Source organism: Pradoshia sp. (genome assembly GCF_051873915.1).
Classification (GTDB): Bacteria; Bacillota; Bacilli; order Bacillales; family Pradoshiaceae; genus Pradoshia.
In genome coordinates this window covers 23,663-45,893 of record NZ_JBJEFJ010000068.1, presented here as the reverse complement: position 1 = coordinate 45,893, position 22,231 = coordinate 23,663, and the positions used below count along the sequence as shown (strand labels likewise).

Annotated in this window: 24 protein-coding genes; 15 read left to right on the top strand and 9 right to left on the bottom strand. The window is 41.4% G+C overall.

What is annotated here, in order from left to right:
- Window positions 1-112: 112 nt before the first annotated feature.
- Window positions 113-1,984, top strand: a complete 1,872-nt coding sequence (locus ACI35L_RS07045) for a glycosyltransferase (RefSeq protein ID WP_439802537.1) — start codon at window positions 113-115, stop codon at window positions 1,982-1,984.
- Window positions 1,985-2,359: 375 nt separating this feature from the next.
- Window positions 2,360-3,013: a hypothetical protein gene (locus ACI35L_RS07040; RefSeq protein WP_049671703.1), complete on the top strand. Its 654-nt coding sequence runs from the start codon at window positions 2,360-2,362 to the stop codon at window positions 3,011-3,013.
- Between the two features lie 48 nt (window positions 3,014-3,061).
- Here ACI35L_RS07040 and ACI35L_RS07035 read toward each other — a convergent pair whose 3' ends face one another.
- From ACI35L_RS07035 to ACI35L_RS07025, 3 genes are all read right to left on the bottom strand, one after another.
- The gene (locus ACI35L_RS07035; protein WP_439802536.1) at window positions 3,062-3,235 is read right to left on the bottom strand and encodes a response regulator; all 174 of its coding nucleotides are present in this window, start codon (window positions 3,233-3,235) and stop codon (window positions 3,062-3,064) included.
- A gap of 109 nt (window positions 3,236-3,344) precedes the next feature.
- Window positions 3,345-3,644 carry a hypothetical protein gene (locus tag ACI35L_RS07030; RefSeq protein ID WP_439802535.1) on the bottom strand — a complete coding sequence of 100 codons (300 nt, stop codon included), beginning with the start codon at window positions 3,642-3,644 and terminating at the stop codon, window positions 3,345-3,347.
- Window positions 3,645-3,767: 123 nt separating this feature from the next.
- Complete coding sequence (locus ACI35L_RS07025) at window positions 3,768-4,814, bottom strand: NAD(P)/FAD-dependent oxidoreductase (protein WP_439802534.1); 1,047 nt, start codon at window positions 4,812-4,814, stop codon at window positions 3,768-3,770.
- A 214-nt stretch (window positions 4,815-5,028) separates the two neighbouring features.
- On the opposite strand from ACI35L_RS07025, the gene ACI35L_RS07020 reads away from it, so the two are divergent.
- From ACI35L_RS07020 to ACI35L_RS07010, 3 genes are all read left to right on the top strand, one after another.
- Complete coding sequence (locus ACI35L_RS07020; RefSeq protein WP_049671706.1) at window positions 5,029-5,313, top strand: hypothetical protein; 285 nt, start codon at window positions 5,029-5,031, stop codon at window positions 5,311-5,313.
- Window positions 5,314-5,341: 28 nt separating this feature from the next.
- Complete coding sequence (yidC, locus tag ACI35L_RS07015) at window positions 5,342-6,118, top strand: membrane protein insertase YidC (RefSeq protein WP_439802533.1); 777 nt, start codon at window positions 5,342-5,344, stop codon at window positions 6,116-6,118.
- A gap of 173 nt (window positions 6,119-6,291) precedes the next feature.
- Window positions 6,292-6,660 carry a hypothetical protein gene (locus ACI35L_RS07010; protein ID WP_049671707.1) on the top strand — a complete coding sequence of 123 codons (369 nt, stop codon included), beginning with the start codon at window positions 6,292-6,294 and terminating at the stop codon, window positions 6,658-6,660.
- A gap of 40 nt (window positions 6,661-6,700) precedes the next feature.
- Here the strand turns inward: ACI35L_RS07010 and ACI35L_RS07005 are convergent, their stop codons facing one another.
- The 3 genes from ACI35L_RS07005 to ACI35L_RS06995 form a co-directional block, all read right to left on the bottom strand.
- Window positions 6,701-7,798, bottom strand: a complete 1,098-nt coding sequence (locus ACI35L_RS07005) for a glycosyltransferase (RefSeq protein WP_049671708.1) — start codon at window positions 7,796-7,798, stop codon at window positions 6,701-6,703.
- On the bottom strand, window positions 7,795-8,781 hold the full coding sequence (locus ACI35L_RS07000; protein ID WP_439802532.1) for a phosphotransferase: 987 nt from the start codon (window positions 8,779-8,781) through the stop codon (window positions 7,795-7,797). Before ACI35L_RS07000 ends, ACI35L_RS07005 begins: the two co-directional genes overlap by 4 nt.
- 218 nt (window positions 8,782-8,999) lie before the next feature.
- Window positions 9,000-9,800 (bottom strand): UTP--glucose-1-phosphate uridylyltransferase, encoded by an 801-nt coding sequence (locus ACI35L_RS06995; protein WP_049671710.1) that lies wholly within the window; start codon window positions 9,798-9,800, stop codon window positions 9,000-9,002.
- 152 nt (window positions 9,801-9,952) lie between these two features.
- On the opposite strand from ACI35L_RS06995, the gene ACI35L_RS06990 reads away from it, so the two are divergent.
- The gene (locus tag ACI35L_RS06990; protein ID WP_049671711.1) at window positions 9,953-11,239 is read left to right on the top strand and encodes a UDP-glucose dehydrogenase family protein; all 1,287 of its coding nucleotides are present in this window, start codon (window positions 9,953-9,955) and stop codon (window positions 11,237-11,239) included.
- 66 nt (window positions 11,240-11,305) lie between these two features.
- On the opposite strand, the gene ACI35L_RS06985 is transcribed toward ACI35L_RS06990, so the two are convergent.
- The gene (locus ACI35L_RS06985) at window positions 11,306-14,392 is read right to left on the bottom strand and encodes an efflux RND transporter permease subunit (protein WP_439802531.1); all 3,087 of its coding nucleotides are present in this window, start codon (window positions 14,390-14,392) and stop codon (window positions 11,306-11,308) included.
- 146 nt (window positions 14,393-14,538) lie between these two features.
- On the opposite strand from ACI35L_RS06985, the gene ACI35L_RS06980 reads away from it, so the two are divergent.
- Window positions 14,539-15,384: a TetR/AcrR family transcriptional regulator gene (locus ACI35L_RS06980; protein ID WP_049671713.1), complete on the top strand. Its 846-nt coding sequence runs from the start codon at window positions 14,539-14,541 to the stop codon at window positions 15,382-15,384.
- A gap of 74 nt (window positions 15,385-15,458) precedes the next feature.
- On the opposite strand, the gene ACI35L_RS06975 is transcribed toward ACI35L_RS06980, so the two are convergent.
- A complete protein-coding gene (locus ACI35L_RS06975) occupies window positions 15,459-16,112 on the bottom strand; it encodes an FMN-dependent NADH-azoreductase (protein WP_049671714.1) in 654 nt (217 codons plus the stop codon).
- A gap of 299 nt (window positions 16,113-16,411) precedes the next feature.
- Here ACI35L_RS06975 and ACI35L_RS06970 point away from each other — a divergent pair, with 299 nt between their 5' ends.
- The 5 genes from ACI35L_RS06970 (at window position 16,412) to ACI35L_RS06950 (ending at window position 19,515) form a co-directional block, all read left to right on the top strand.
- Window positions 16,412-17,062, top strand: coding sequence for a GyrI-like domain-containing protein (locus ACI35L_RS06970; protein WP_049671715.1), 651 nt, complete (start codon window positions 16,412-16,414; stop codon window positions 17,060-17,062).
- A gap of 368 nt (window positions 17,063-17,430) precedes the next feature.
- Window positions 17,431-17,736, top strand: coding sequence for an antibiotic biosynthesis monooxygenase family protein (locus tag ACI35L_RS06965; RefSeq protein ID WP_439802530.1), 306 nt, complete (start codon window positions 17,431-17,433; stop codon window positions 17,734-17,736).
- Window positions 17,736-18,110 carry a hypothetical protein gene (locus tag ACI35L_RS06960; protein WP_049671717.1) on the top strand — a complete coding sequence of 125 codons (375 nt, stop codon included), beginning with the start codon at window positions 17,736-17,738 and terminating at the stop codon, window positions 18,108-18,110. The genes ACI35L_RS06965 and ACI35L_RS06960 overlap by 1 nt, the downstream gene beginning before the upstream one ends.
- A 3-nt stretch (window positions 18,111-18,113) precedes the next feature.
- Complete coding sequence (locus ACI35L_RS06955) at window positions 18,114-18,767, top strand: cobalamin B12-binding domain-containing protein (protein ID WP_439802529.1); 654 nt, start codon at window positions 18,114-18,116, stop codon at window positions 18,765-18,767.
- Complete coding sequence (locus tag ACI35L_RS06950) at window positions 18,754-19,515, top strand: hypothetical protein (RefSeq protein ID WP_049671719.1); 762 nt, start codon at window positions 18,754-18,756, stop codon at window positions 19,513-19,515. The genes ACI35L_RS06955 and ACI35L_RS06950 overlap by 14 nt, the downstream gene beginning before the upstream one ends.
- Before the next feature lie 35 nt (window positions 19,516-19,550).
- Here ACI35L_RS06950 and ACI35L_RS06945 read toward each other — a convergent pair whose 3' ends face one another.
- The gene (locus ACI35L_RS06945) at window positions 19,551-20,219 is read right to left on the bottom strand and encodes an NAD(P)-dependent oxidoreductase (RefSeq protein ID WP_231589540.1); all 669 of its coding nucleotides are present in this window, start codon (window positions 20,217-20,219) and stop codon (window positions 19,551-19,553) included.
- 163 nt (window positions 20,220-20,382) lie between these two features.
- Here ACI35L_RS06945 and ACI35L_RS06940 point away from each other — a divergent pair, with 163 nt between their 5' ends.
- The 3 genes from ACI35L_RS06940 to queE all read left to right on the top strand — a co-directional run bounded on the left by ACI35L_RS06940 (window position 20,383) and on the right by queE (window position 22,220).
- Complete coding sequence (locus ACI35L_RS06940) at window positions 20,383-20,877, top strand: hypothetical protein (RefSeq protein ID WP_049671720.1); 495 nt, start codon at window positions 20,383-20,385, stop codon at window positions 20,875-20,877.
- 243 nt (window positions 20,878-21,120) lie between these two features.
- Window positions 21,121-21,564: a 6-pyruvoyl trahydropterin synthase family protein gene (locus ACI35L_RS06935; RefSeq protein WP_049671721.1), complete on the top strand. Its 444-nt coding sequence runs from the start codon at window positions 21,121-21,123 to the stop codon at window positions 21,562-21,564.
- On the top strand, window positions 21,552-22,220 hold the full coding sequence (gene queE, locus ACI35L_RS06930; protein WP_049671722.1) for a putative 7-carboxy-7-deazaguanine synthase QueE: 669 nt from the start codon (window positions 21,552-21,554) through the stop codon (window positions 22,218-22,220). Before ACI35L_RS06935 ends, queE begins: the two co-directional genes overlap by 13 nt.
- Window positions 22,221-22,231: the final 11 nt, after the last annotated feature.

Sequence of the window (22,231 nt, the reverse complement as noted above, 5' to 3'; positions counted from 1 at the left end):
TCTTATTTTGCCGTAAAATGCCGCTGTATCCCCCTGTGATATTTTACCACTTTGCAAGAATAAAGAATTATTTTAATATTATTAAGCAAAATTTAAGAAACAGGAGGTTTATGTGATTTTTTGTATTTCAGCTCTCATTTTACTCGGTTTGTCTTACCTTCTGGCAAAGAAAAATAAAAAATACCAGAAGTACCTAATCATCATCAATACGATGATTGCTCTTAACTACATAATTTGGAGATTCACGACAATCTCTTTTTCTTCCGTTATTAGCTTTATTCTCGGAATTTTGCTTATAGCTGCTGAATTAATTGGCTTATGCCAATTCTTCACCTTCCAGTTCCTATTTCTTAGAAAATACAATCGAAAGGAAAAATCATGGGACTGTTATAAGGATCAAGATTTACCTGTAGTAGACGTACTTATCTGTACCTATAATGAATCTCCATCCTTGCTCAAGAAAACACTTGTGGCTGCTTTAAATATGCATTATCCAGCAGATAAGCTGAATGTATATGTCTGTGATGACGGCAATCGAAAGGAGATTGGATCTTTATGTCGAGAGTACGGATGTCATTGGATTACCCGGCAGGATACGAAAGGTGCGAAAGCTGGAAACATTAATCATGCCTTATCGAAGACTACTGGAGATCTGTTTCTTGTACTTGATGCTGATATGATTCCGAAAAAGGAATTCCTTATCAAGACCTTGGGTTATTTCGCAGATGAGGATGTTGCATTTGTCCAAACTCCGCAAGTATTCTACAACATGGATATGTATCAGTACAATTACAGAAGTGATATTCCAAATGAACAGGATTTCTTCATGCGGGATGTTCAGGAAGCTCGTGCTGCAATCAATGCCGTATTGCATGTTGGAACCAACGCTCTCTTCAGAAAGAAGTATGTGGAGGAAATCGGGGGATATCCCACTTGTTCGATTACGGAAGATATGGGGGTCGGCTTGCTTCTGCACGCCAAACAATATAAAGGAGTTTTCGTCAATGAAGAGCTCGCATATGGTATAAGTGCCCAGACCTACACAGACCTATTGAAACAGCGTGACCGCTGGTGCCGCGGCAATCTGCAGATTATGTACAAGCTTTGGCCAAAAGCATCTAAAGGTCTCAGCATGGCCCAAAGACTTGCTTATTTTGACGGGCTGCTTTATTGGTTTTCGAGCATCCAAAAGATGATCTACCTTATGATGCCAATTCTCTTTTTAATCTTTGCCATCCCTATTATTCATGCTTCGGTTTACGACCTTATCATGTTGTTTATTCCGTTTATTATCGGGCAATTATTAATCTTCAAAGCTCTCTCGCCGAAAACACGGTCGATTAGATGGTCCCATATTTATGATACAGCAATGGCTCCTCATCTAACGGTTTCTATCCTTAAGCAACTATTTAAACTGAAGATTGCCTTTCATGTAACACCAAAGGAGACGGAATATAAGAAGGGATATTTCCAGCTCCGGATTGTTCTTCCTCATATTATTCTGGCAGTTCTTTCGTTAGTAAGCTGGTATACTGGCTATCTTTATCTTGAGAATGGTATTATTACGCTTCCTTCCTACCTCATCAATATGATGTGGAGTGTCTTTAATTTGTTTGCGTTAATCATATGCATTTATGTTGCTTATCAGAAACCGATCACACATAAGCCAGAGCAAATTTCATTAGATGCACCCATTGATGTGGCAATCAAGACAACTGCCAATGGAGCAGCCAGGAAATTCCCGCTCCATTATTATGCGGATAACAAGGCTGGGATCGCCCATTACGGACGCTGCCCATTTAGTATTCATCAACAGATTTGGTTCAGCTACGATGGTATTAACTATTTGAAGGCTAGAATTTCCAAAACCAATAGTCGATATATTGAATTGCTTTTCGCTGAGCTCGATAACAAGGAATTTCATATTTATATGAACCATTACGCGGAATACCTTCAAACACCTTATAAATTTGAACAAGCATAAATAATAACACCAAGAGGCTGGTACATAAGTATCTCAGCCAATGATAAACCCGAAGGATTAGACGATAAATGAATGAATCTATCATCTAATCCTTCGGGTCTTTATTTGTTGTTTTCTATGCATGAGTTGATTGTGACCTTCTACTATTAGTGACTAGCGGAATGGAACGGACTTGTCTTTCCAACTGCTACCCGAATAGGAAGAATAAGTGACAATCATTCGTTTTTGAAAATCATTTACTCCATTTTCCCAGCCTCTTTTTTGATAAGAACATCAAATCCAGTTTAATAATACCAATCGATTATTCTGCATAAGCTTAATAAATGTTTAAATAGCCCTTATTTTAGGAAATGTATAGAAAGTAGGAGGTCATTTATGGATGCTTTGTTATATTTACTTTTTGCCCTCGCCTATTTAGGCCTATTCATCTTCCTGCTTCTAACCATCAAACGGAGCGGTCTAGCTGTCTTGTCTAATGTTCTCATCCTTGTCATAACACCATTGATTTATGACAATACCATTCTTGGGATTGGGAAATGGATTGGAGAAGGAGAGCTTTTAAAGAATTTAAATGCGGCGCGCTATTGGCTGCATGCCATATTCACCCCGCTGTTAATTGTCTTTTCCCTGGATGTCCTTCGCAGAGCTCGTATTAATTGGGCCAATACGTCTGCCGCCATGTGGATCACGGTTATTTATACGCTTATCGCTTTCCTCGTTGAGCTGTTTACGGTTGTACTCGGTCTTACCCTAAAAGCAGAAACCACATTTGGTGTATTAAAGTATTCAGCGACAAATTCCCCTTCAGGTCCGCCTGTCATGATCTTGATGGTTACGCTTGCTCTTTTGGCTGCATCGATTTTTCTTTGGAAGCGGACAGGATGGTTTTGGATGTTTATCGGTGTCGCCCTGATGCTTATCGGCAGCCTGGTTGATCTTCCAATAGAAAGCGGAGCCATCACGAATGCATTCGAGTTAATTCTTCTTACATCCCTCATTTGGACGAAATATCATCAGGATAAGAATTAGCCATAAAGAAAGGCTTCCGTTCATGGTGGAACGGGAGCCCTTCTCATTTTATACGAGCCATTTCTTAATGGTAGAGAATAGTTGTTCAAGATTGATTGGCTTTGTTAGTAAATCAGATACACCACATTCGAGACATTTTTCTTGATCCCCTTTAAATGCCTTTGCGGTTAGTACCAAGATGGGAGTCGTTTCAAATGCCTTATTAGCCCGGATAGCCTTCAATTACTCTCATCTTCCGAGAAATCTTCAATCATCCCATACCCATTCTGGAAATAAACATCTAACAACGACCGCAATTCAATCAGAAACGCTCGTCCTTCGACTGAGCCTGTTAAGTCATCCAGCTTCTCATATCCCTGCTTTGTCGGTCACTGATTGACTTTATCATTTCATCATTCACATCACGTACATTCTCAATCGCAACCTGGGAAAGAATCGCATCAATGTATTGATAGTTTTGTTGAATCTCTTGTGTAATATGTAATTGTTCGGACCGTTCATTAACAATTTCCAAAAAATCCTTGCGGGTACTATTCAGCATTCCCATGAGAATACAGAAAACAATCGCAGATACAAACATGATTACGGTAAATCCGATAATGATTGTCTTCCTAAATCCAATTCTATTCATGGTTTCATCCGTCCAATCTATAGACTTAATCAATTCATTGTAATCTTCAGATATCGGGATGAATACAGGTACTATATTCCATAAAATAACCGGCAAAAAAACTGGTCCATAATCTGGACCAGTTCACCCATTTACATATGCATGCCGCTCCTTAATGAGCTTTTCATTTCTTGTCTTAAATACTTCATTATGGGAGGAGACCATGCCTGATGGATGGGAGGATGGGTCAATATATTGCTTTGCGCTATTAACCGCGTTGACTGCATCCTGAAAGGCTCCAAGGAGCATATATACCTTTCCATCATACGCAATATTATCACCTGCAGCGAACAATCCTTCGACCGAAAGCACTCCCTTTCCTGTACTCTCAAAATAAGCTTCATTCGTTTTCCTCGGCTCAATGGCTTCGGCGAAGCTCACAGAAGATTCCCGATGATATCCATGATTAATAAGGACATCATCTACTTCAAGAAGCTGATTTACTCCATCCACTGTAATAGCGGCAGCAGCGATGACATCCTTTTCTTCATTGGGATACAGGCGAGTAATCATTCCGTTTAGAATAATGGCTACTCCATTCTCCCTCAATTTCTTCACCTGTGCCTCATGGGCTGACAGCTCTTCCTTTCGATAGACAACTGTCACGTTCTTCGCTACATTCATTAGTTCTACAGCCCAGTCAACAGCTGTATTTCCGCCTCCGGATATCAGCACTCTGCTACCTCGGAACCGGTCTATTCTTCCAACGGTATAATGAAGATTTGTCAATTCATATTTGTGGGCATCTTCAACCTCCAGCTTTTGCGGGGAGATGATGCCGCCGCCATTAGCCAGAATAACTGCTTTTGAATAGTGAACCTCTCCATCACTTGCTGTTATGACGAATAAGTCTCCCTCTTTCTCAATCCGCTCAACTTTCTGATTCAGGCATACAGCAGGATGGAAGGTTAAACCTTGTTCAATAAGGTCTTCACAAAATTCATGCGCGAGGACAGGTCTGAGTCCCCCTACGTCCCAAATCATCTTCTCTGGATAAATTCTCACCTTTCCACCAAGGGTGTTCTGACATTCAATTATCTTTGTTTTCATCTCCCTTAATCCGCTGTAGAACGCACTATACAAACCGGCAGGTCCTCCGCCGATAATCGTTATATCAAATAATTCTTTCATAATGATCTCCTTATTATTATGATAGATGACCTATTTGCTACTCTTAGTATAAATGAAAATAATTATCATTATCAATAAAAGTTTGTCATTATCTTACATTCTACCGTCTCACCTAGACAGGATACTTCAAAATCAGTCTCTCCACATTCAGTCTGCAATTTGATATAATGGTAAAAATAGAATTGAATGTAACCTTAATAATTGGAGATGTGCCATGTTTGAACTATTCATGGACGTAGATTATCAAGCCATTAGACAGGCCGTATTTGCTGCCTATCTACTCACGATTGTCTTTCCGATTGCTGTTATGTACTTCACGAACCATAACGGATCTTTCGCAGAAGACCAAACAATTGGCTTATCTCAAGCGTCCATTCTATATGTTAATGATAAATGCAATGTTGCGGACCGTAGAAAAACACAGCGCTTCTTCACCTTATTCCGATTGAAAGTCATGCCGACGGATAATGAAGACGCTCATTCCTTCTCTTTTGTATAAACCATACAAACTTTGAGGAGGAATTTAATTGAAAAAAGGAATGGCACTTTTATTTATTCCATTATTGTTAACTGGCTGTTCAGCAAACACTCAAGGAGATGGCTTTTTCCATCAGCTTGTTGTTTCACCGCTGACACATCTATTGGAATTTAATGCACAAATATTTAACGGAAATTATGGGCTTGGGATTATTCTTGCGACACTGTTACTTCGATTCCTGCTGCTTCCCTTAATGGCAAAGCAGTACAAATCCCAGGCAGAAATGAAGCAGAAGATGGAAACCATCAAACCTGAGGTAGCCGCTATCCAAGAGAAGTTGAAAAAAGCAACAGACATGGCCGAAAAGTCAGAGCTTCAACAAGAATTAATGAAGCTTTATCAAACTCAAGGCATCAATCCGCTTAATATGGGCTGCCTGCCGATGCTGATTCAAATGCCAATTCTTATGGGATTCTACCTTGCCATTAAAGGCTCGGCTGAGATTGCGACCCATAGCTTCCTCTGGTATAGTCTTGGCGATGCAGATATTATCATGACCTTAATTGCGGGTGCCGTCTACTACCTTCAATTCAAGATGTCCATGAGTCAAATGCCAGCGGAACAGCAAGCACAGATGAAAATTATGGGATTGATCTCCCCAATGATGATTATGTTCATCTCATTCTCAGCACCTGCCGCCCTTCCACTATACTGGTCGACGAGCGGCTTGTTCTTAATCGTCCAAAATATGTTCCTGCGGAAGAAATACAATCCAAAGCGTGTGGTCATTCCATCACTCCAAAGTGAGCCATCCGGCAAGAAATAAGAACGTTTTTAAAGGCTGTCTGATCCAATCAGACAGTCTTTTTATTACTTTGTACAACTTGTTATTTCCAAGCGGAATATTCGTAATGTTCAAGTAAATCATGGAAAACCTATGATGAGGATAAAGGTTCATTGTACAATAATAATAGAATCCAACATCAAGGGGTGTTTACCATGGTTAGCAAAGATTCAAAGAGAAAAGCCGCATTTGAAGTAAGCCTAGAACTTCTGGAACAAATTCGTTCCTGTCATGTTGAGATAGATTCTTTAAGCAAAGAATATCATGATGGTTCATTTTTTTCTTCCTCCAGTGACCAGCAGCTCATCGATGTGATCTTTGACCTTCATTTGCAGAATGTCAAATACATGCTTGATCGCGCTCGCGAAATTAAGAAAATTGAGAAATCTGCAGCCGAGTTTGCGAGCCAGGTTGACCAATCCATCTGTAACTGCATCAATCCGGAAGAGATTGACGCTATTCGAAATCTTTCCGCTAACACAAAAGGCACCATTCATGCGGTCAAAGCCACAGCCGTTGATTAATTGTCCGCATAAAAAGGCTCGAAAATTTATTCGAGCCTTTTTATTTCTTCGATTTCCCCTTTTTTTTACTCGGATCAAGCAGTGAATACAACCGCTCCTGTTCTTTTAGTTGTTTGTTGAAGTTAAATTTCTCCTCAATAACTGAGCGAGCCCTGCATGTAATCCCTTCCCATAATTCTGGATTATCGAGGTAATAAAGAAATCCTCTCGCAAGTTCTAGTACATCCTTCTCCGGTGTCAAATAACCGGTTTTCTTATGCTTCATCATTTCCGGAATTCCGCCATGCTCTGTCGTGACAATTGGGATGCCGATTGCCATTGCCTCCTTGATAGCGTTAGGAATCCCCTCAACATCACCACTTGAAGCCTTATGGCTGGCAAGACAGAAAATATGGGCTTTCTTTAGTTCCTCGGCAATCTTTGGTGAGGTCAAAGCTCCTCTCAATATGACCACATTATTCAGCATGAGACGGTCAATCAACGCCCGTAACTTTTGTTCATCTTTCCCTTCCCCAATGATGTGGAGCCGTGCATTTGGATAAAGGAAATGAATAAGATTGAAAGCATAGATTAAGGTTTCGTGCCCTTTTTTCTCAACCAGCCTTCCGACAGAAAGGATGCGAATTTCCCCTTTATTCGGCAGGGAATGACCGATAAAGGGGAAAAGGTCAAGCTCAATTCCTCCATAGAGAACATGGATTTTCTCCTCTGGAAATCCCATTTGTTTCAACCCATCTGCCAAGTATTCACAAACGGGAATGAACAATGCTCCATGCTCCTTCAAGGACTCATATCTTTTCATGCTTTGCTCAATGATTTCGGGCTCAGCCGAACCATCTCTCCCCCTAATGCTGACAATCAACGGAATATTATGCTCCACGGCGACAGGGAGAATTTCATTGGCATGGGAGCCGTGATGCGCATGAATGGCAATCACATTCATTTCTTGAAAGAATGTCTTTAAATCCGAGATTCTATTGATATTATAAAAATTCTCGAACGGGTATTGTGTATCCTCCGTTTGATCAAAGGGACCAAGTACAATCATTCTGTAGCGTTTGATATGAACAATCTGGTTGTAAATAAATCGTTGATGGTTCTTAATCTTCTCCTTTATATATACAGCAATTGTCTTCATTTCAATACCCCCTTTAAAAGAAAACGGTATTTCTCTTTTTCACGGCCTGCCCAATATATGATGCTTTTTTTATTTTTCTCAAGCACCCCTATGTCCCCATTCTTCAGCATGCTTGTGAGCTGCTTATGGAAATCATGCGGAAACATAGAATCTAAAAGATAGAGCTCCATATAAGGTTTATCTTCCTCTAAGAATTTGAAGTAGATTGTAAACAAGCTGGCTAGCAATTTCTCCATATTTTGATTTTCTTTACGCATGAAGGACATCATCAAGAAACGAAAATCTTCAATAGGCGGGCCAAAGTGCGCAAAGTCAAAATCCATCACCAATACATTTCCTTTTCTTGTTAAGAAGGCATTATTCGTGTTGAAGTCAGCATGACAGATCATATGCCTTCCTTCCATTTTTTGCAGATAATTTTCAACATCTATATTTTGAATATGATGAAAAACCTTCAGACCCATACGGGTCATTTCCACTAGTTCTGCTTTCAAGGCAGGATCATTGACCCTATCTCCCCAATGGATAATGTCCTTTATCTTTAGGGTGTAATCCTTCATGAAATCTTCCAGCTTTATCCCTTCAAGACTTTCATCAATTCCTCTTAATTCTTTAAATCTGGCTGTTTTATGAAAAGCAGCAAGTGCCTCTATACGCCTTTCAATCGTTATCCTCTCTAATGATTGAACAAATTCATTCACATAATAGTAGCGGTCATTTTTCCGAACATAAGCCTCACCATTTTTTGTCAAAAGGACAGGGGGTACTAAAAGGCCGCTTTCATATAATTTTTGGTGCAAAAGAATTGGAAATACAGTCCTGGATTGTTCTAACCGTTTAACAACAAGCCTTCTTCCGTACTTCTTATCCTTGATAAGCCAGACCTTATCATGCTTTAATTCAGAAATAATCTCATAATCTGATCCAGATAAATTATATTCACTCATCACTTCCGGTAGTGTTTTTACATGCTGAGGTTCCATTTTGCCCTCCTTTAAATCACGCCTTGCCTTCAAGTATTTAAATATGGCATTAAACTTACTCCACAACCATCCTCTTCGTATAATAAATGCCGCCTCCTCCCTATCCGTATATACGTCTGTCCCAAAACTGTAAAAAAGACATTTTTAAGCAACTGCCAAAGCCCCTTGGCAGCTGCTCCAGTGGTATTAGCCTTTCTGTCTTGTCCATTCTTAAAATACTAACCTTCGCTATCCTGTAAATATCGCTGCAGGGCGATGTATTCCTCCGTCATAGCTATGTCATACCTTTGGCCAGTTAAAACCTTGCCATAGCATCTCTCTGATTCAAGCACCTTCTTGATGCTGTCTGTCAGCTGTATTTCAGCACCCGCCCCGGGCTTTTGCTCTGCGAGTGCATCCATAATGGAAGAGTTAAATACATATCGGCCGATGACCGCCAAGTTAGATGGAGGGTTTGTTTGCGGCTTTTCAATCATGTCCAGCACTTCAAATAAATCCTCACGCTCTTGTTTCACTTGAGCAACACCATAGTTTTTCAGGAATTCTTCTTCTACCGCCTTTAATGCGACCACATGACTTTTCGTCTCTTCATAAACCTTAATCAGCTCCCCGAGACCGCCCCCGACAACGATATCATCTGGAAGCAAAACCGCGAACGGATCATCTCCGACAAATTCCCTCCCTAATCTCACAGCATCTCCCAACCCTCGTGCCAGTGGCTGCCTTGTGTAATATAGTTTGACATCGGGTAATTTCACCTTATTCATTAAAGCGGATTTATTAGCCTTCTGCAGAAACATTTCCAGCTCTAGCGAATGATCGAAGTAATCAATGATTAAATTCTTTGACCGTGAAACAATAATCAGGATTTGTTCAATGCCAGCTGCGGCTGCCTCTTCAACAACATATTGAATAGAAGGTTTATTATGAATAGGGAACAATTCCTTCGGGATAACCTTTGTAACCGGTAAACTCCTTGTACCAAAACCGGCTGCAGGGATGATGGCTTTCTTGATCAATAACTCTCCCCCTTTCTTGGCACGATTGCTACATCATATTCAAAAAATGATAAGAGGACACGTTATTTGTGGAAATTAGGCGAATGCAAGGGACGCTTATCTACCTCTCTTAATAAGATAAGGAGTACCAAATCATCGGGAGGGTTAGCATTATGGATATTTGTGTAATCGGCGCTGGTTATGTCGGCTTAACGCAGGCAGCCGTATTAGCCGATTTAGGTCACGCCGTTTGCTGCGTGGATACGAATAAAGAGAAAATCGAATCATTATCACAAGGAGAGATACCGATTTATGAACCCGGCTTAAAGGAATTGGTTGTAAAGAACAAGGAGCGCCTGTCCTTCAGCTCTTCCCCAATAGAAGCTATTAAACAATCATCTGTTGTTTTTATCGCCGTTGGTACACCTGCTATGATAGATGGTCAAACCGATCTTACCTATGTACAATCTGTCATCGATCAATTAGCTGGTGCACTAATCTCCTATACGACCATTATCACGAAAAGCACCGTTCCTCCAGGAACCAATGAATGGATTTATGATACATTGATTGCTAAAGGTGTAGACCCGGCACTCTTCTCCGTTGTTTCTAATCCTGAATTCCTTCGTGAAGGCTCTGCCTTACAGGACATGTTCCATGCCGATAAGATTGTCATTGGAAAAAAGGATGATGACAGTCGTTCCCTTCCAATCCTGCAGGAAATCTACAAAAAATTAGCCTCTCCGTTTGTGGTGACTAGCTTATCCGGAGCAGAAATGATTAAATATACCTCCAATGCCTTCCTTGCCACAAAAATTTCCTTTATTAATGAAATCGCCCGTATTTGCGATTCATATCACGTCAACATAGAGGATGTCGTAAAGGGCATTGGCCTTGATCCAAGGATCAGTCCCCATTTCCTTCAATCCGGTATTGGATATGGCGGCTCCTGCTTTCCAAAGGATGTTCGCTCACTTGAGCACAGTGCTTTGAAGAAGCAGATCATCCCTCTTATCCTGCAGGCTGTACAAACAACCAATCAAACACAGGTCCAGCTCTACCTGCAAAAGATTCAAGAGCATTTCCCTGATATGGCTGGGTTAAGAATAGGGGTACTTGGTATTGCCTTCAAACCAAATACAGATGATACCCGCTATTCACCTGCCATTGCACTCATTGAGCAATTGAGTGATCTTGGCGCAGAAATACGTACTTATGACCCTAAAGCTCATTTGCCTGTTCCGATTGAAAAGGTAACAGAATACAGCACAATGAAAGATGCCATAACAGGAGTCGATTGCGTCATTATCGCAACAGATTGGGACGAGTTTAAGAAGGCTGACTTCAAACAGATGAAGGATCTGATGAGAGGGAATACAATTGTCGATGCGAGGAATTGCTTAGAGCCGTCAGAGGTTTATAAAGAAGGCTTGCACTATATCGCCGTCGCTCGCTCCTAAAAGAAAAACACCGCCGGATAAGCTGTAAGGCAATATGCCTTATGCTTTCCAGCGGTGTTTTATTGTTTAATCTTCACGTTCGTCCTTACGATTTTTCTTAAGCATCTTGGAGAGGATTTCATAGACGATTGGCACAATCACAAGTGTCAAGGCAGTTGATGAAATCAACCCGCCAATAACGGTCACGGCAAGGTCCTGGGATACTAGGCCGCCTCCGCCATTTCCAAGAGCCATCGGAAGCATTGCACCAATGGTTGCAATGGCCGTCATGAGGATTGGTCGAAGACGAGTTGTACCCGCTTCTAATATTGCCTCACGCATGCCCATACCGTCATGCTCCATATGGATAATCCGGTCGACAAGGACAATGGCATTCGTGACGACAATCCCTATCAGCATCAGAAGACCCATCATAACGGAAACGGAGATTGTCAAATCGGTCAAGTACAATCCAACGAATGAACCGATAACCGCAAATGGCAAGGAGAAGAGAATCGCAAATGGGGCGAGACCCTCACCGAATGTTACAACAAGAATGAAATACACAATCGCTATGGCAGCAATCATGGCAATTCCAAGCTGTGTGAAGGTTTCAGACATATCAGCTGCAACACCCTCTACTCCAGTCGTAACTCCCTTCGGCAGCTCGAGATTATCAATCTTCTTATCAGCTGCAGAGGTAGCTTTAGAGATGTCATCATCTGTAATGGTTGCCGTTACAGTCGCATAATATTCTCCCTTGCTTCGAGAAAGCGTATTTAAGGTTGTATCTTCTTCTACTTCAACGAGCTCAGACAATGGCATTGGTGTTCCGGTCGCTGTTGGAATCTCTGTTTCTAGTAATTCCTTCAGGTTCTTCGCCTGTACTTTTGCTTCATGCTGAACGACTACCTCAATGTCTTCACCGTTGCTTTCAACAGTTGTCAATACTTCCTTCGAGGAGTTTTCATTAAGTGCCTGAACAATTTGAGCAGTTGTTAATCCAAATTGGAGCACATTCTCCTGATCGACGACAAAAACGTTTTCTACATATGGATCTTCGGCATCGGATTCAATATCCTCAAGTCCATCGATATCCCCTAAAGCTGCTTCTATATCTTTAACGGACTTATTCAAATCATCTAAGTCTTCACTGTAGAGTGTATAGCTGACTTCATTGGATGCTACAGACATGGATGTGAAATCCTGTGTTTTCCATTCACCGGATTGGCCGAGGTTGAAGAGATACTCTTCCACTTCTTCCTTCGCAGCCGGGAAGTCCTTCATATCCGGGTCAAAGATGAGGTACATTAACGCACCATCGCTGCCGCCCATCATCATGGCTGCAGGGTCCGCACTTTCACTATCTGTAACAGATACTTGAAGAATATCAATATCGTCACGTTTCATTAATTCTTTCTCGACTTCTTCAATATTGGCAAGTGTCTCATCCTCAAGCTCGCCAGTTGCAGGAGTATAGGTTACATACATCGTTTTCTCCTCTTCAGAGCCGAGGAAGCTGAAGCCAATCAACGGCATCAAGGCAAGTGATCCTGCAAGGAGGACAACCGCAATGATAGAAGTAATAATCTTATGGTTCAATGCTTTTTCTAGTACACCTTTATACCAGTTTGCCAGTTTACCAGCTTCTTTATGCTGCTTATCTTCTTTCTCACCATACAATTTCTTGCGGAAAAGTGTATGGGATAAGACTGGAACAATCGTGATTGCAACAAGAAGTGATGCACCAAGTGCAAATGTCATCGTCAGTGCGAACGGCGTGAATAACTCGCCAACCATTCCACCGACAAAGATCATTGGCGCAAATACAGCAACCGTGACTAAAGTGGATGAAAGAATCGGCTTGAACATCTCAATGGTCGCCTCACGAATGAGCGCTCGCCCATGGAGTTTCTCATCCTTCAGGTGCATCCGCCTGTATATATTCTCAACAACAACAATGGAGTCATCTATTACCCGGCCAATCGCGACCGTTATCGCTCCTAATGTCATAATGTTCAATGTGATATCCAGCCAATTCAATAGCAGAAGCGCCATGAAGACAGATACTGGAATGGAAATAATCGAGATAATCGTAGACTTCACATCACGAAGGAATAAAAGAATGATTAAGACGGCAATCAAACCGCCAAACAAAGCTTTTTCTACCATCGTAAAGACAGATTCTTCAATTGGTTCTCCTTGGTCAAGAGTTACATCGATTTCAAGTCCATCCATTTTTTCTTGCTCATCTTTAATCAAATCCTTGATGGCATTAGCGACCGTTACGGTATTTGCTTCCTGCCCCTTTACGATTTGAATGGAGATGGCATCCTCGCCATTCGTCCGTGAGACAGATTCAACCTTGCCCACCTTTTCAATTTTAGCAATATCCCCAAGCTTCACGAACGGAGCCGGGTTTGCTTCAGATGGCGTTACTGGAATCAGCAATTCCTTTAGCTCATCTACTGTTTTTAACTTACCATCTACACTGATGGCTTCTTCTTTATCTTCAAATTCGTACAGTCCGAGTGATAATGCCATATCACTCGCTTGAACCATTTGTTTCACGTCATCTTCTTCAAGACCTAGATCAGCCATTTTCTTTTCATCATAGGTGAAGTTAACTTCTTCTATATGCTGACCTGTGATGGAAGCTGACGCAACACCGTCAATCTTCTCGATTTTCGGAAGAATGCTGTCTTCAACTGTTGATGTCAATTCAACAATATCCTCTTCCGTACTGCTTATGGACAATGCCATGATTGGCATCATATTTAAGCTGATTGACATGATGGAAGGCTCTTCAGCATCCTCTGGGAGGTTCACGTTATCAAGAGCGGACTGAAGCTCTCTCTTCTTCTCATCCATATCAACGCCATAATCATATTCCACTTGTACTTGGGCAACATTCGAGGAGGAAGTTGAATAAACAGCCTTTACATCCTCTAAACCCTCGACTACTTTTTCCATCGGAATCGATACATCATTCATAACTTGTTCTGGAGTAGCTCCTGGATAAACATCCATCACCATCAAGTAAGGAATGGAGATATCAGGAATTGATTCCATCTTCATTCTCGTTCCTGAATAAATGCCTGAAGCCGTAATAATGATGGTTAATAACCAAACTGCCAGCTTATTCTTCAGGACAAAATTGACTAAACCTTTCAAGTTCACACCATCCTCATGTATGTAATTTTTCTCACATTCTTGTTTTCTGTCTAATCACACCTTTTGTGCAATTGACTAAATTCCTACAATTACTTATAATAATGACCAGCCGGTCATATGTCAATGATTTAGTCAGGAGTGTTAACATGGTGAAGAGACAGCTAATCATGGATACAGCATTGGAACTGTTCGCTGAAAACGGGATTGAATCCACATCCATCAAGCAAATAACAGATCGATGCGGGATATCAAAAGGAGCATTTTATCTTTCCTTTACATCAAAGGATGAATTAATTTTTGCGATGATTGAGCATTTCATTAGTGAGTTTGTGGCAGAGATTGACCGTTCAGTCAGACAATCCATGAATTCAGATAAATTGCTCTATAACTTTTTCTATTCATTTTTCAGTCAATTCCAAGGGAAATCGCAGCATGCCAAGATATTCATGAAGGAAAATCTAACCGCATTGAACCAAGAAATCTTCCTCGTGCTGAATAAGTACGATGAATTCATAAATTCTATTATTTTCTCTATCATCGATCAGCAATTCCCGCAGCTAAATGAAAATATGCGGGCAGATTTAGCCTATACAATCAAAGGCTTCTCTAAATTCTATCCAGAATTATCCATCCTATCCAATTACCCGGTAGACCTGGATTCCTTATGTCAATCACTTGTGGAGAAAACGACCATTCTTGCACGTGAAGCATCCATTCCATTCGTCACAGCAGAGTATTTCAACACACCTTTATTGAGCTGCCTCTCCCCTTCAAAGGAACAGCTTTTCGAGCTGCTTGAGAAAACGAAAGGCGAGATCACAGATGAAATCATCGAGCAATCCATTAGCTTACTTAGCCAAAATCTCGAGGAGATGACTTTGCCAAAAGCCGTTATCCAAGGATTGCTAAAGAACCTTCAAGCAAATTCACACAGCAAATGGGCAGCTTATCAGTACGAGTTATATAGTGAACAGCATGAAAAGGCAGAGTGATCAAAATCACTCTGCCTTTTCATTTAATCTAAAAAAGACAACCGACAAAAAGCATCGATTGTCATACTAGCCATTTATGCTTTCACTTGATAAGCATTCGAAAGCTCACGTGCTGCACTTCGCACCCTATTCATACCTTCTTCAATGATTTCCATTGCCTGGTCAGGCTGTGCGTTATGACCTTCAATGACGACCTCATGAATAATGTCCATTCCAAACAATGAACCGAATACAGTTCTCATATAGTTAACACTCATCTCCATAGGTGCCATTTCTGGAGTAGAGTAAATACCGCCGCGGGCATTGAGAAGAACAATTTTCTTATCTGGCATTAATGGCACGAGATTTCCCTTAGCATCATATTTAAAGGTAAAACCTGAGGCATAAATGTAATCAATAAAGGTTTGCAGCTTTGCCGGAATGGTTAAATTCCAAAGAGGGAAGGCAAACACGATAATATCTGCACTAGCAAAGGCATCCATGGCTTTTTGCTTTGCTTTCAACAGACGGCTTTCTTCCTCAGTTAACTCTTCACCTGATTGGGTCTTGCCAAATGCATCGAATAAAGTCTGCCCGAAATAAGGGGTATCCTCTTCATACACATCATAAGTGGAAACATTCAGTTTCCCTTCTTCTCGCACGGTCTCCATAAAAACTTCATACATCTTGCTGGAGATTCCCTCTGTCGCCGGACGATTATTCGCCTTAACCACTAACACATTTGTCATTTATTCAGTACCTCCAATTACTCCATTTCATTTATATCCTACTTAATTCCTACTCATTCACCCCGGAATTAGCTGAGTTAGAATATCACTGTTTAGAAAAATTCACAAAAAATCTAGCTCAGATTAATAAAAAACAGAACGTTCTTCCCATTTCATCATCTGCACATCTACTCTATATATCCTTAGGACACTCCAAAAGAATGATTTTAATACAGGAAAATCATCACATCTAAATAGTGGGTATTTACAGAGATGAATAAGCGGGTAAGAACAGAAGAAAAAGATAGTAGGTGACCAATATGAGTATGAACAAGGTGGACTTCAAGAAGATAGAGAAAAACTTATACAACCCGCCGGCGCGGCCTGTAATAGCTGAAGTACCAGAAATGTCTTTTTTGATGATTGATGGAAGCGGGGATCCAAATGATGAAAAAGGGGAATACCAAAAGGCTGTCGAGATGCTCTATACCCTTTCATATACAATTAAGATGAGTAAGAAAGGAAGTCATCCGATCGATCATTACTTTGACTACGTTGTTCCGCCTCTTGAAGGACTGTGGTGGACAGAGAATCCTCATGACCTCTCAGATAAGAAGCATTTCCTGTGGACTGCTATGATTCGCCAGCCAAGCTTCGTTAATGAGGAGGCCGTGAAATGGGCGAAGGAGGAAGCCAGCAGGAAAAAACCTTCATTAGACTTTACAAAGGTTTATCTGTCCGTATATAAGGAAGGCAGAACGGTCCAAATGATGCATATAGGATCCTATGATACTGAACAGGAAACCTTCCAACAAATGGAGGAATACATGGTAGAGCATCAGCTGCAAAGACCATTGACGTGTGAAAGAAAGCATCATGAAATCTACCTTTCTGACCCGAGAAGAACAAGAACGGACCGGCTTAAAACGATAATCCGGCTGCCTGTTGAGCCAATGGAAGGAAAAGCCTGAACACCCCTTACGTGTTCAGGCTTTTCTTTTGTGTATCTTCTAAAATCAATTGTTTTAATGGCACCGCTGGGCGTATAAGCTAATAACGACGTAATCAAACGTGTTCTCCTTAAACAAAGAATTATATCGTTGATTGTTTCAATTCAAATAGCTTCCCACTGAAGCATTAGAACCACTGCTGCGGGGAATCGCAAGCCGTGTAATTTTGCTTTGATATCAACTATGATATAATAGATTCACATTTTCCTTTTTTTACTAGGTAAACAAACAGGTTCCAACACTGCATGATCTGCTGTATATAAACAACCGGACCTGCTCTTGTCCATCCATAAATGAGGCAGATTACTTTTCTTGCAGGAGGGGATACCATGTATACTGTTTTCTCAACTTTCCTTGTTCCAGACGAAAAAGCGGATGAGGTTATTCAAATCTACCAAAATCGTTCGAAGCTTGTTGACCAAGCTGCAGGCTTTATTGACTTTCTGCTCCTGCAAAACGATCGCCGATCAGGTGAATTAACTGTCCAGCTTCTTTTCGAGACGAAAGAGGATTATTTAAATTGGGCAAGAAGCAAGGAATTCAAACAAATCCATGATTTAGAGAAGAAGTACCCGGATCAAGAACTAGCTGCTATCATTCCAAAGGTGACAAAATATAAGGTGGTAGCAACTTAATGAATACGACACAATTAATCAATCAAGTGACCATTCGTATATATGAACGCGACCCTTCCTTAAAAGAACGATACGGGGAAAAGGGCATTGCAAAATGTAAAGCGGACAACCAGCATCACTTAGACCATCTCCACACCGCTTCAGAATTGAAGGATTCAACCATTTTCACAGATTACACTAGATGGCTGAATGGAATCCTTCAAAAATTCCATATGGGAACGCAAACTCTCCTGGATAACTATGAAATCCTTGAAGAAGAATTAAACCATGTCCCGGAATCCGATCTTTCGTTAGAGAGAAGAGAGGCCTATCAAGCTCTTCTTTTGGAAGGTATACAGCTATTGGAGGCTGAAAAAGCAAAAGAGGAGGTGTAGGATATGTACAAAGCAACCGAATTCGCCGATATTCTGCTAAAGGGCAACTCTGTTCTCGCGTGGGAATATATAGAGAAGTATAAGGATGAAGAAATCCTCACAATCTATGAGAATATTATCACACCTGCCATGCACCAAATAGGGGCACTCTGGGAAAACAATGAAATCACCGTCGCGGATGAACATATAGCAACCGCTGTATGCGACTTTGTCCTCTCACGGATTTCTTCCATTCATATGTCAAGGCATGGTTCAGCTCCCCGTAAACGGGCCATGTTTTTATGCTTAGAAGGAGAACAGCATTTTCTTGGCTTGAAAATGGCTAATTTTCTGTTCATCGACCACGGCTGGGAGACGAAATATTTCGGGCCTAACCTGCCTTTAGAATATGCCCGGCATACCGCAGCAGAATGGGAGCCTGACGCGATTGGCCTTTCTGTATCCATCGTCACCAATCTTCCAAAGCTGAAATCCTATTGTGACCAGCTTGAAGCCATCTCCCCTTCTGCCACAATATTTGTCGGAGGCAGATTGGGAGCCAAGTACGACCTGACCAGTCATATTAGCAGAAACACACAAATTGTTGGAGATTTAACAGTCATAAATGATTGGCTGAAAAATTATCAAATGGGAGAAAAAGAAAATGCAGCTTATTGATATCCCGCTTCCCCTCCCTTATATAGTAATTGAATCTAATGGCAGAATTGTCAGCTCGAATTCACGGGCACTCAATCTCTTTGACCTGCGTACCAAGCAAATTGATGACATTATCGACCAGGAGAGCATGAATAAGTTAATCACCAACACATGGCAGCAGGATGAGCAGCAGCCCATTGAGGTCGTATTAAAGACACGAAGTAATCCCCTTTCCCTCTTTGATTTATTCATCTCATGGGATCACGAGGATAAGCTTCACATCCTTTTCGCCTCAAAGGATAAAACGACTCAAGGCTATACCGACCAAATCATGCAGCTGCAAAGCCGCCTGGCCAATACAAACTTTGAGCTATATGAACAAAAGGAGAAATTGGAGAGAACGATTTACCGATTGAACTCACTATCCGGCCCCTTCATCCCCTTAACGGCGACGATGGGATATATCCCCTTATTCGGCGATCTAACGGAGGAGATGATTCATGTGATCTCTGCCAATGTCCTGCATTCCATCTTTGTTGGTGAGTATGACGATGTACTGGTAGATCTCACCTCCATCGCGGATATTAAGGAGAGTGGCATCAGCAAGTTTATGGACCTCCTCAAGACCATTCATCTCATGAATGGGAATAAGGTACAAATTATTGGTGCAAACCCGCGGCTAGCCAAGATCCTTTATAAAGAAAAATTTAGCCTATATGTTACCTTTAAGCCTTCCTTACAATATGTACTGAAGAATTATTATCAATAAAAAAGGTACAAGCCAGCAGCTTGTACCTTTCCCTTTTATTCCTTGGAAGCGAGTCCGACAGACTGGAAGATATAACGATCATCCGATACCGCACGCACGAGAAAATCTGCGACATCTGCGCGGGAAATGCTGCGGCTACCGCTCGGAATACCTTCAGTTGTCTCTTCATATCGCCCTGTATGCGGCTTATCCGTTAAGCCCATTGGTCTAGCAATAGTCCATTTGAAATCATAGGACTTATAAACCTCGACTGCGTGGCGATGGTCTTCAAGGACATTGCCTAGCAGCTTCATTGTCATTTTCCCCATCATGCCTGGTATTTCCTTGTCAATTCCAGCAGAAGCCATGTAAACAATCCTGTCCACTCCATTACGCGCCATCGCCTCTGCTACCGTACCAGCCATTTCACGCAGAATAGTCGTCTTTGCCAATCCACTATTAGATCCTACACAGGAGATTACCGCCTCCTGTCCCTTTATGGCAGAATTAACAGCTTCACTATCTGTTGCGTCCCCTTGCACGACTGTCAGCCGCTCATGAGTCAGCTTGAGCTTTTCTGGTGTGCGCATAAATGCCGTTACGTTATGGCCTGCATCTAATGCTTGTTGAACAGCCAATTGCCCTGTTTTTCCCGACGCCCCAATAATTACGATATTCACGTTCTTCCTTGCCCCCATCTTATCGTTTTCCTTCTCATTCATCATATCACCATTCCATTCGTCAGTCCTCTACAGTGCTTATATAGCCCTATTTATCAACCACCCTACATTTCACCCTTGATATTGCGAAGAAACTGCCGAAGTAAAGATTAGAGAGAAATAGATTGTCATCTCTGGAACATCACCATCTAATAGGGAGCTGAAGGAAATGGCTAGCATTGCGACGGATATTTTCTATCAATTTTTCAAGGATGATGGAAAATTAAGAGACATTTTTGTCACAAGAACCTCTAAGGAGGACTGGAACCAACTGTGGGATTTTATCCTTCAGAATTCCAGCTCAGTCCTTGTCGTGGATGGACAAGAAACTCATAAACTTCCGCAGAGGATCCATGGACTTTTTGCAGAACTATACAATAAGCATATTTATCTTTATATTACCTACGAGGGTGCACGGTTTGCCCTCCATTTCATACACCTGAATAAAATAGAATTTGATGTGTGCCCAAGGGAGATTAAAGATGTTGACGGGCTAATAGCCATCCTGAATTTCATGAAAAGGATTGCCCGCCTCCTTGGCAAAAACATCTCACTCTCAATGGAGAATAGCCATAATCACCCTTTGTTGACCATTACCCCGGCTCATAAATGTATTCCTCATTACCGTAGTATGAATAGCCTTTCCTTAAAGATAATCAACTAGAATAATCTGTATTTTTTTCACTTTTCATAATTGCGCAATGTCACGTTTTGTGCTAAAGTTAGCAAGAATTAAATACGACAGTTCGTTAGACCATCCTGTCGCTAAACAAAACTAGGCATATACACATGAACTACAGTGTAAGATGGGCCTTTTTAGGCCCTTTTTTTGCACTCCAGGGGATTTGCATGCTGAAAAACGTTTAGCCTGCAAATCCTTTTTTTGTGTATATTGAGGAGGAAAACAATGTTTATCCTAAAGAGTGAAATCCAGTTTGACACAGCCCATTATTTAAGCGGCTATACCGGAAAATGCGCCAATCTGCATGGCCACCGTTACCGCGTAATCGCCAAGGTGGCAAGTGAAAGCTTACATGCAGAGGGACAGCTTAGGGGCATGGTAGAAGATTTCGGGACAATTAAGCAAGCCTTAAGAGAAATCGAGAAATTATTTGACCATAAGCTATTGATTGAAGATAACGCGGAAGGTCAGGAGGTTGCCCGTCAACTGCAGGAAGGCCCCACTGACTTTGACTTATACATGGTTCCTTATCGCCCGACAGCAGAGGAAATGAGCCGTCATATATATCAGCTCTTGAAAAAAATGAATATACAAGTCTGTGAAGTTGAGGTTTTCGAAACGCCTACTAATAGCTGTACATATTCAGAGGGTTCCATATGTTTAGGGTGATTGAACGATTTATTTCGATTGATGGTGAAGGTCCAACATCCGGCGAGCTTGCGGCCTTTATTCGCTTTGAGGGCTGCAATCTTCGCTGTACCTGGTGTGACACGAAGTATTCATGGGACGGCTCATGTGCCTATGAGGAACAAAGTGCAGAGGAAATTTATCAATACATCAAGGAAAGCGGTGCCCGCAATGTGACATTGACTGGCGGGGAACCCCTTTTGCAGAAGGATATCCTTCTATTATTGGACCTTCTATCAGCCGATACGGAACTAAGAATTCATATTGAAACAAACGGTGCTATGGATATTAGCAAGTATAAGGAACGATATCACGGCGCAAATATTTATTACATTCTTGACTACAAGCTACCTGGCAGCGGGATGCAGATGACAATGAAGGAAGCTAATTTCAAGCATATCGAACAAGAGGATGTTTATAAATTTGTCATCGCCTCTGAAGAGGATCTAAAGGAAACATGGAGAATCGTCAGCGAGCATGAGCTAACAAAGAAATGCCAGGTTTTCCTCAGTCCTGTTGTTGAATCCATTGAGCCAAAAAGGATTGTTGATTTCATGATTGACCATAAATGGCATGATGTCAGGCTGCAAGTCCAGGTTCATAAGGTAATTTGGCCAAAGGATATGCGAGGAGTGTAAGGATTTAATTG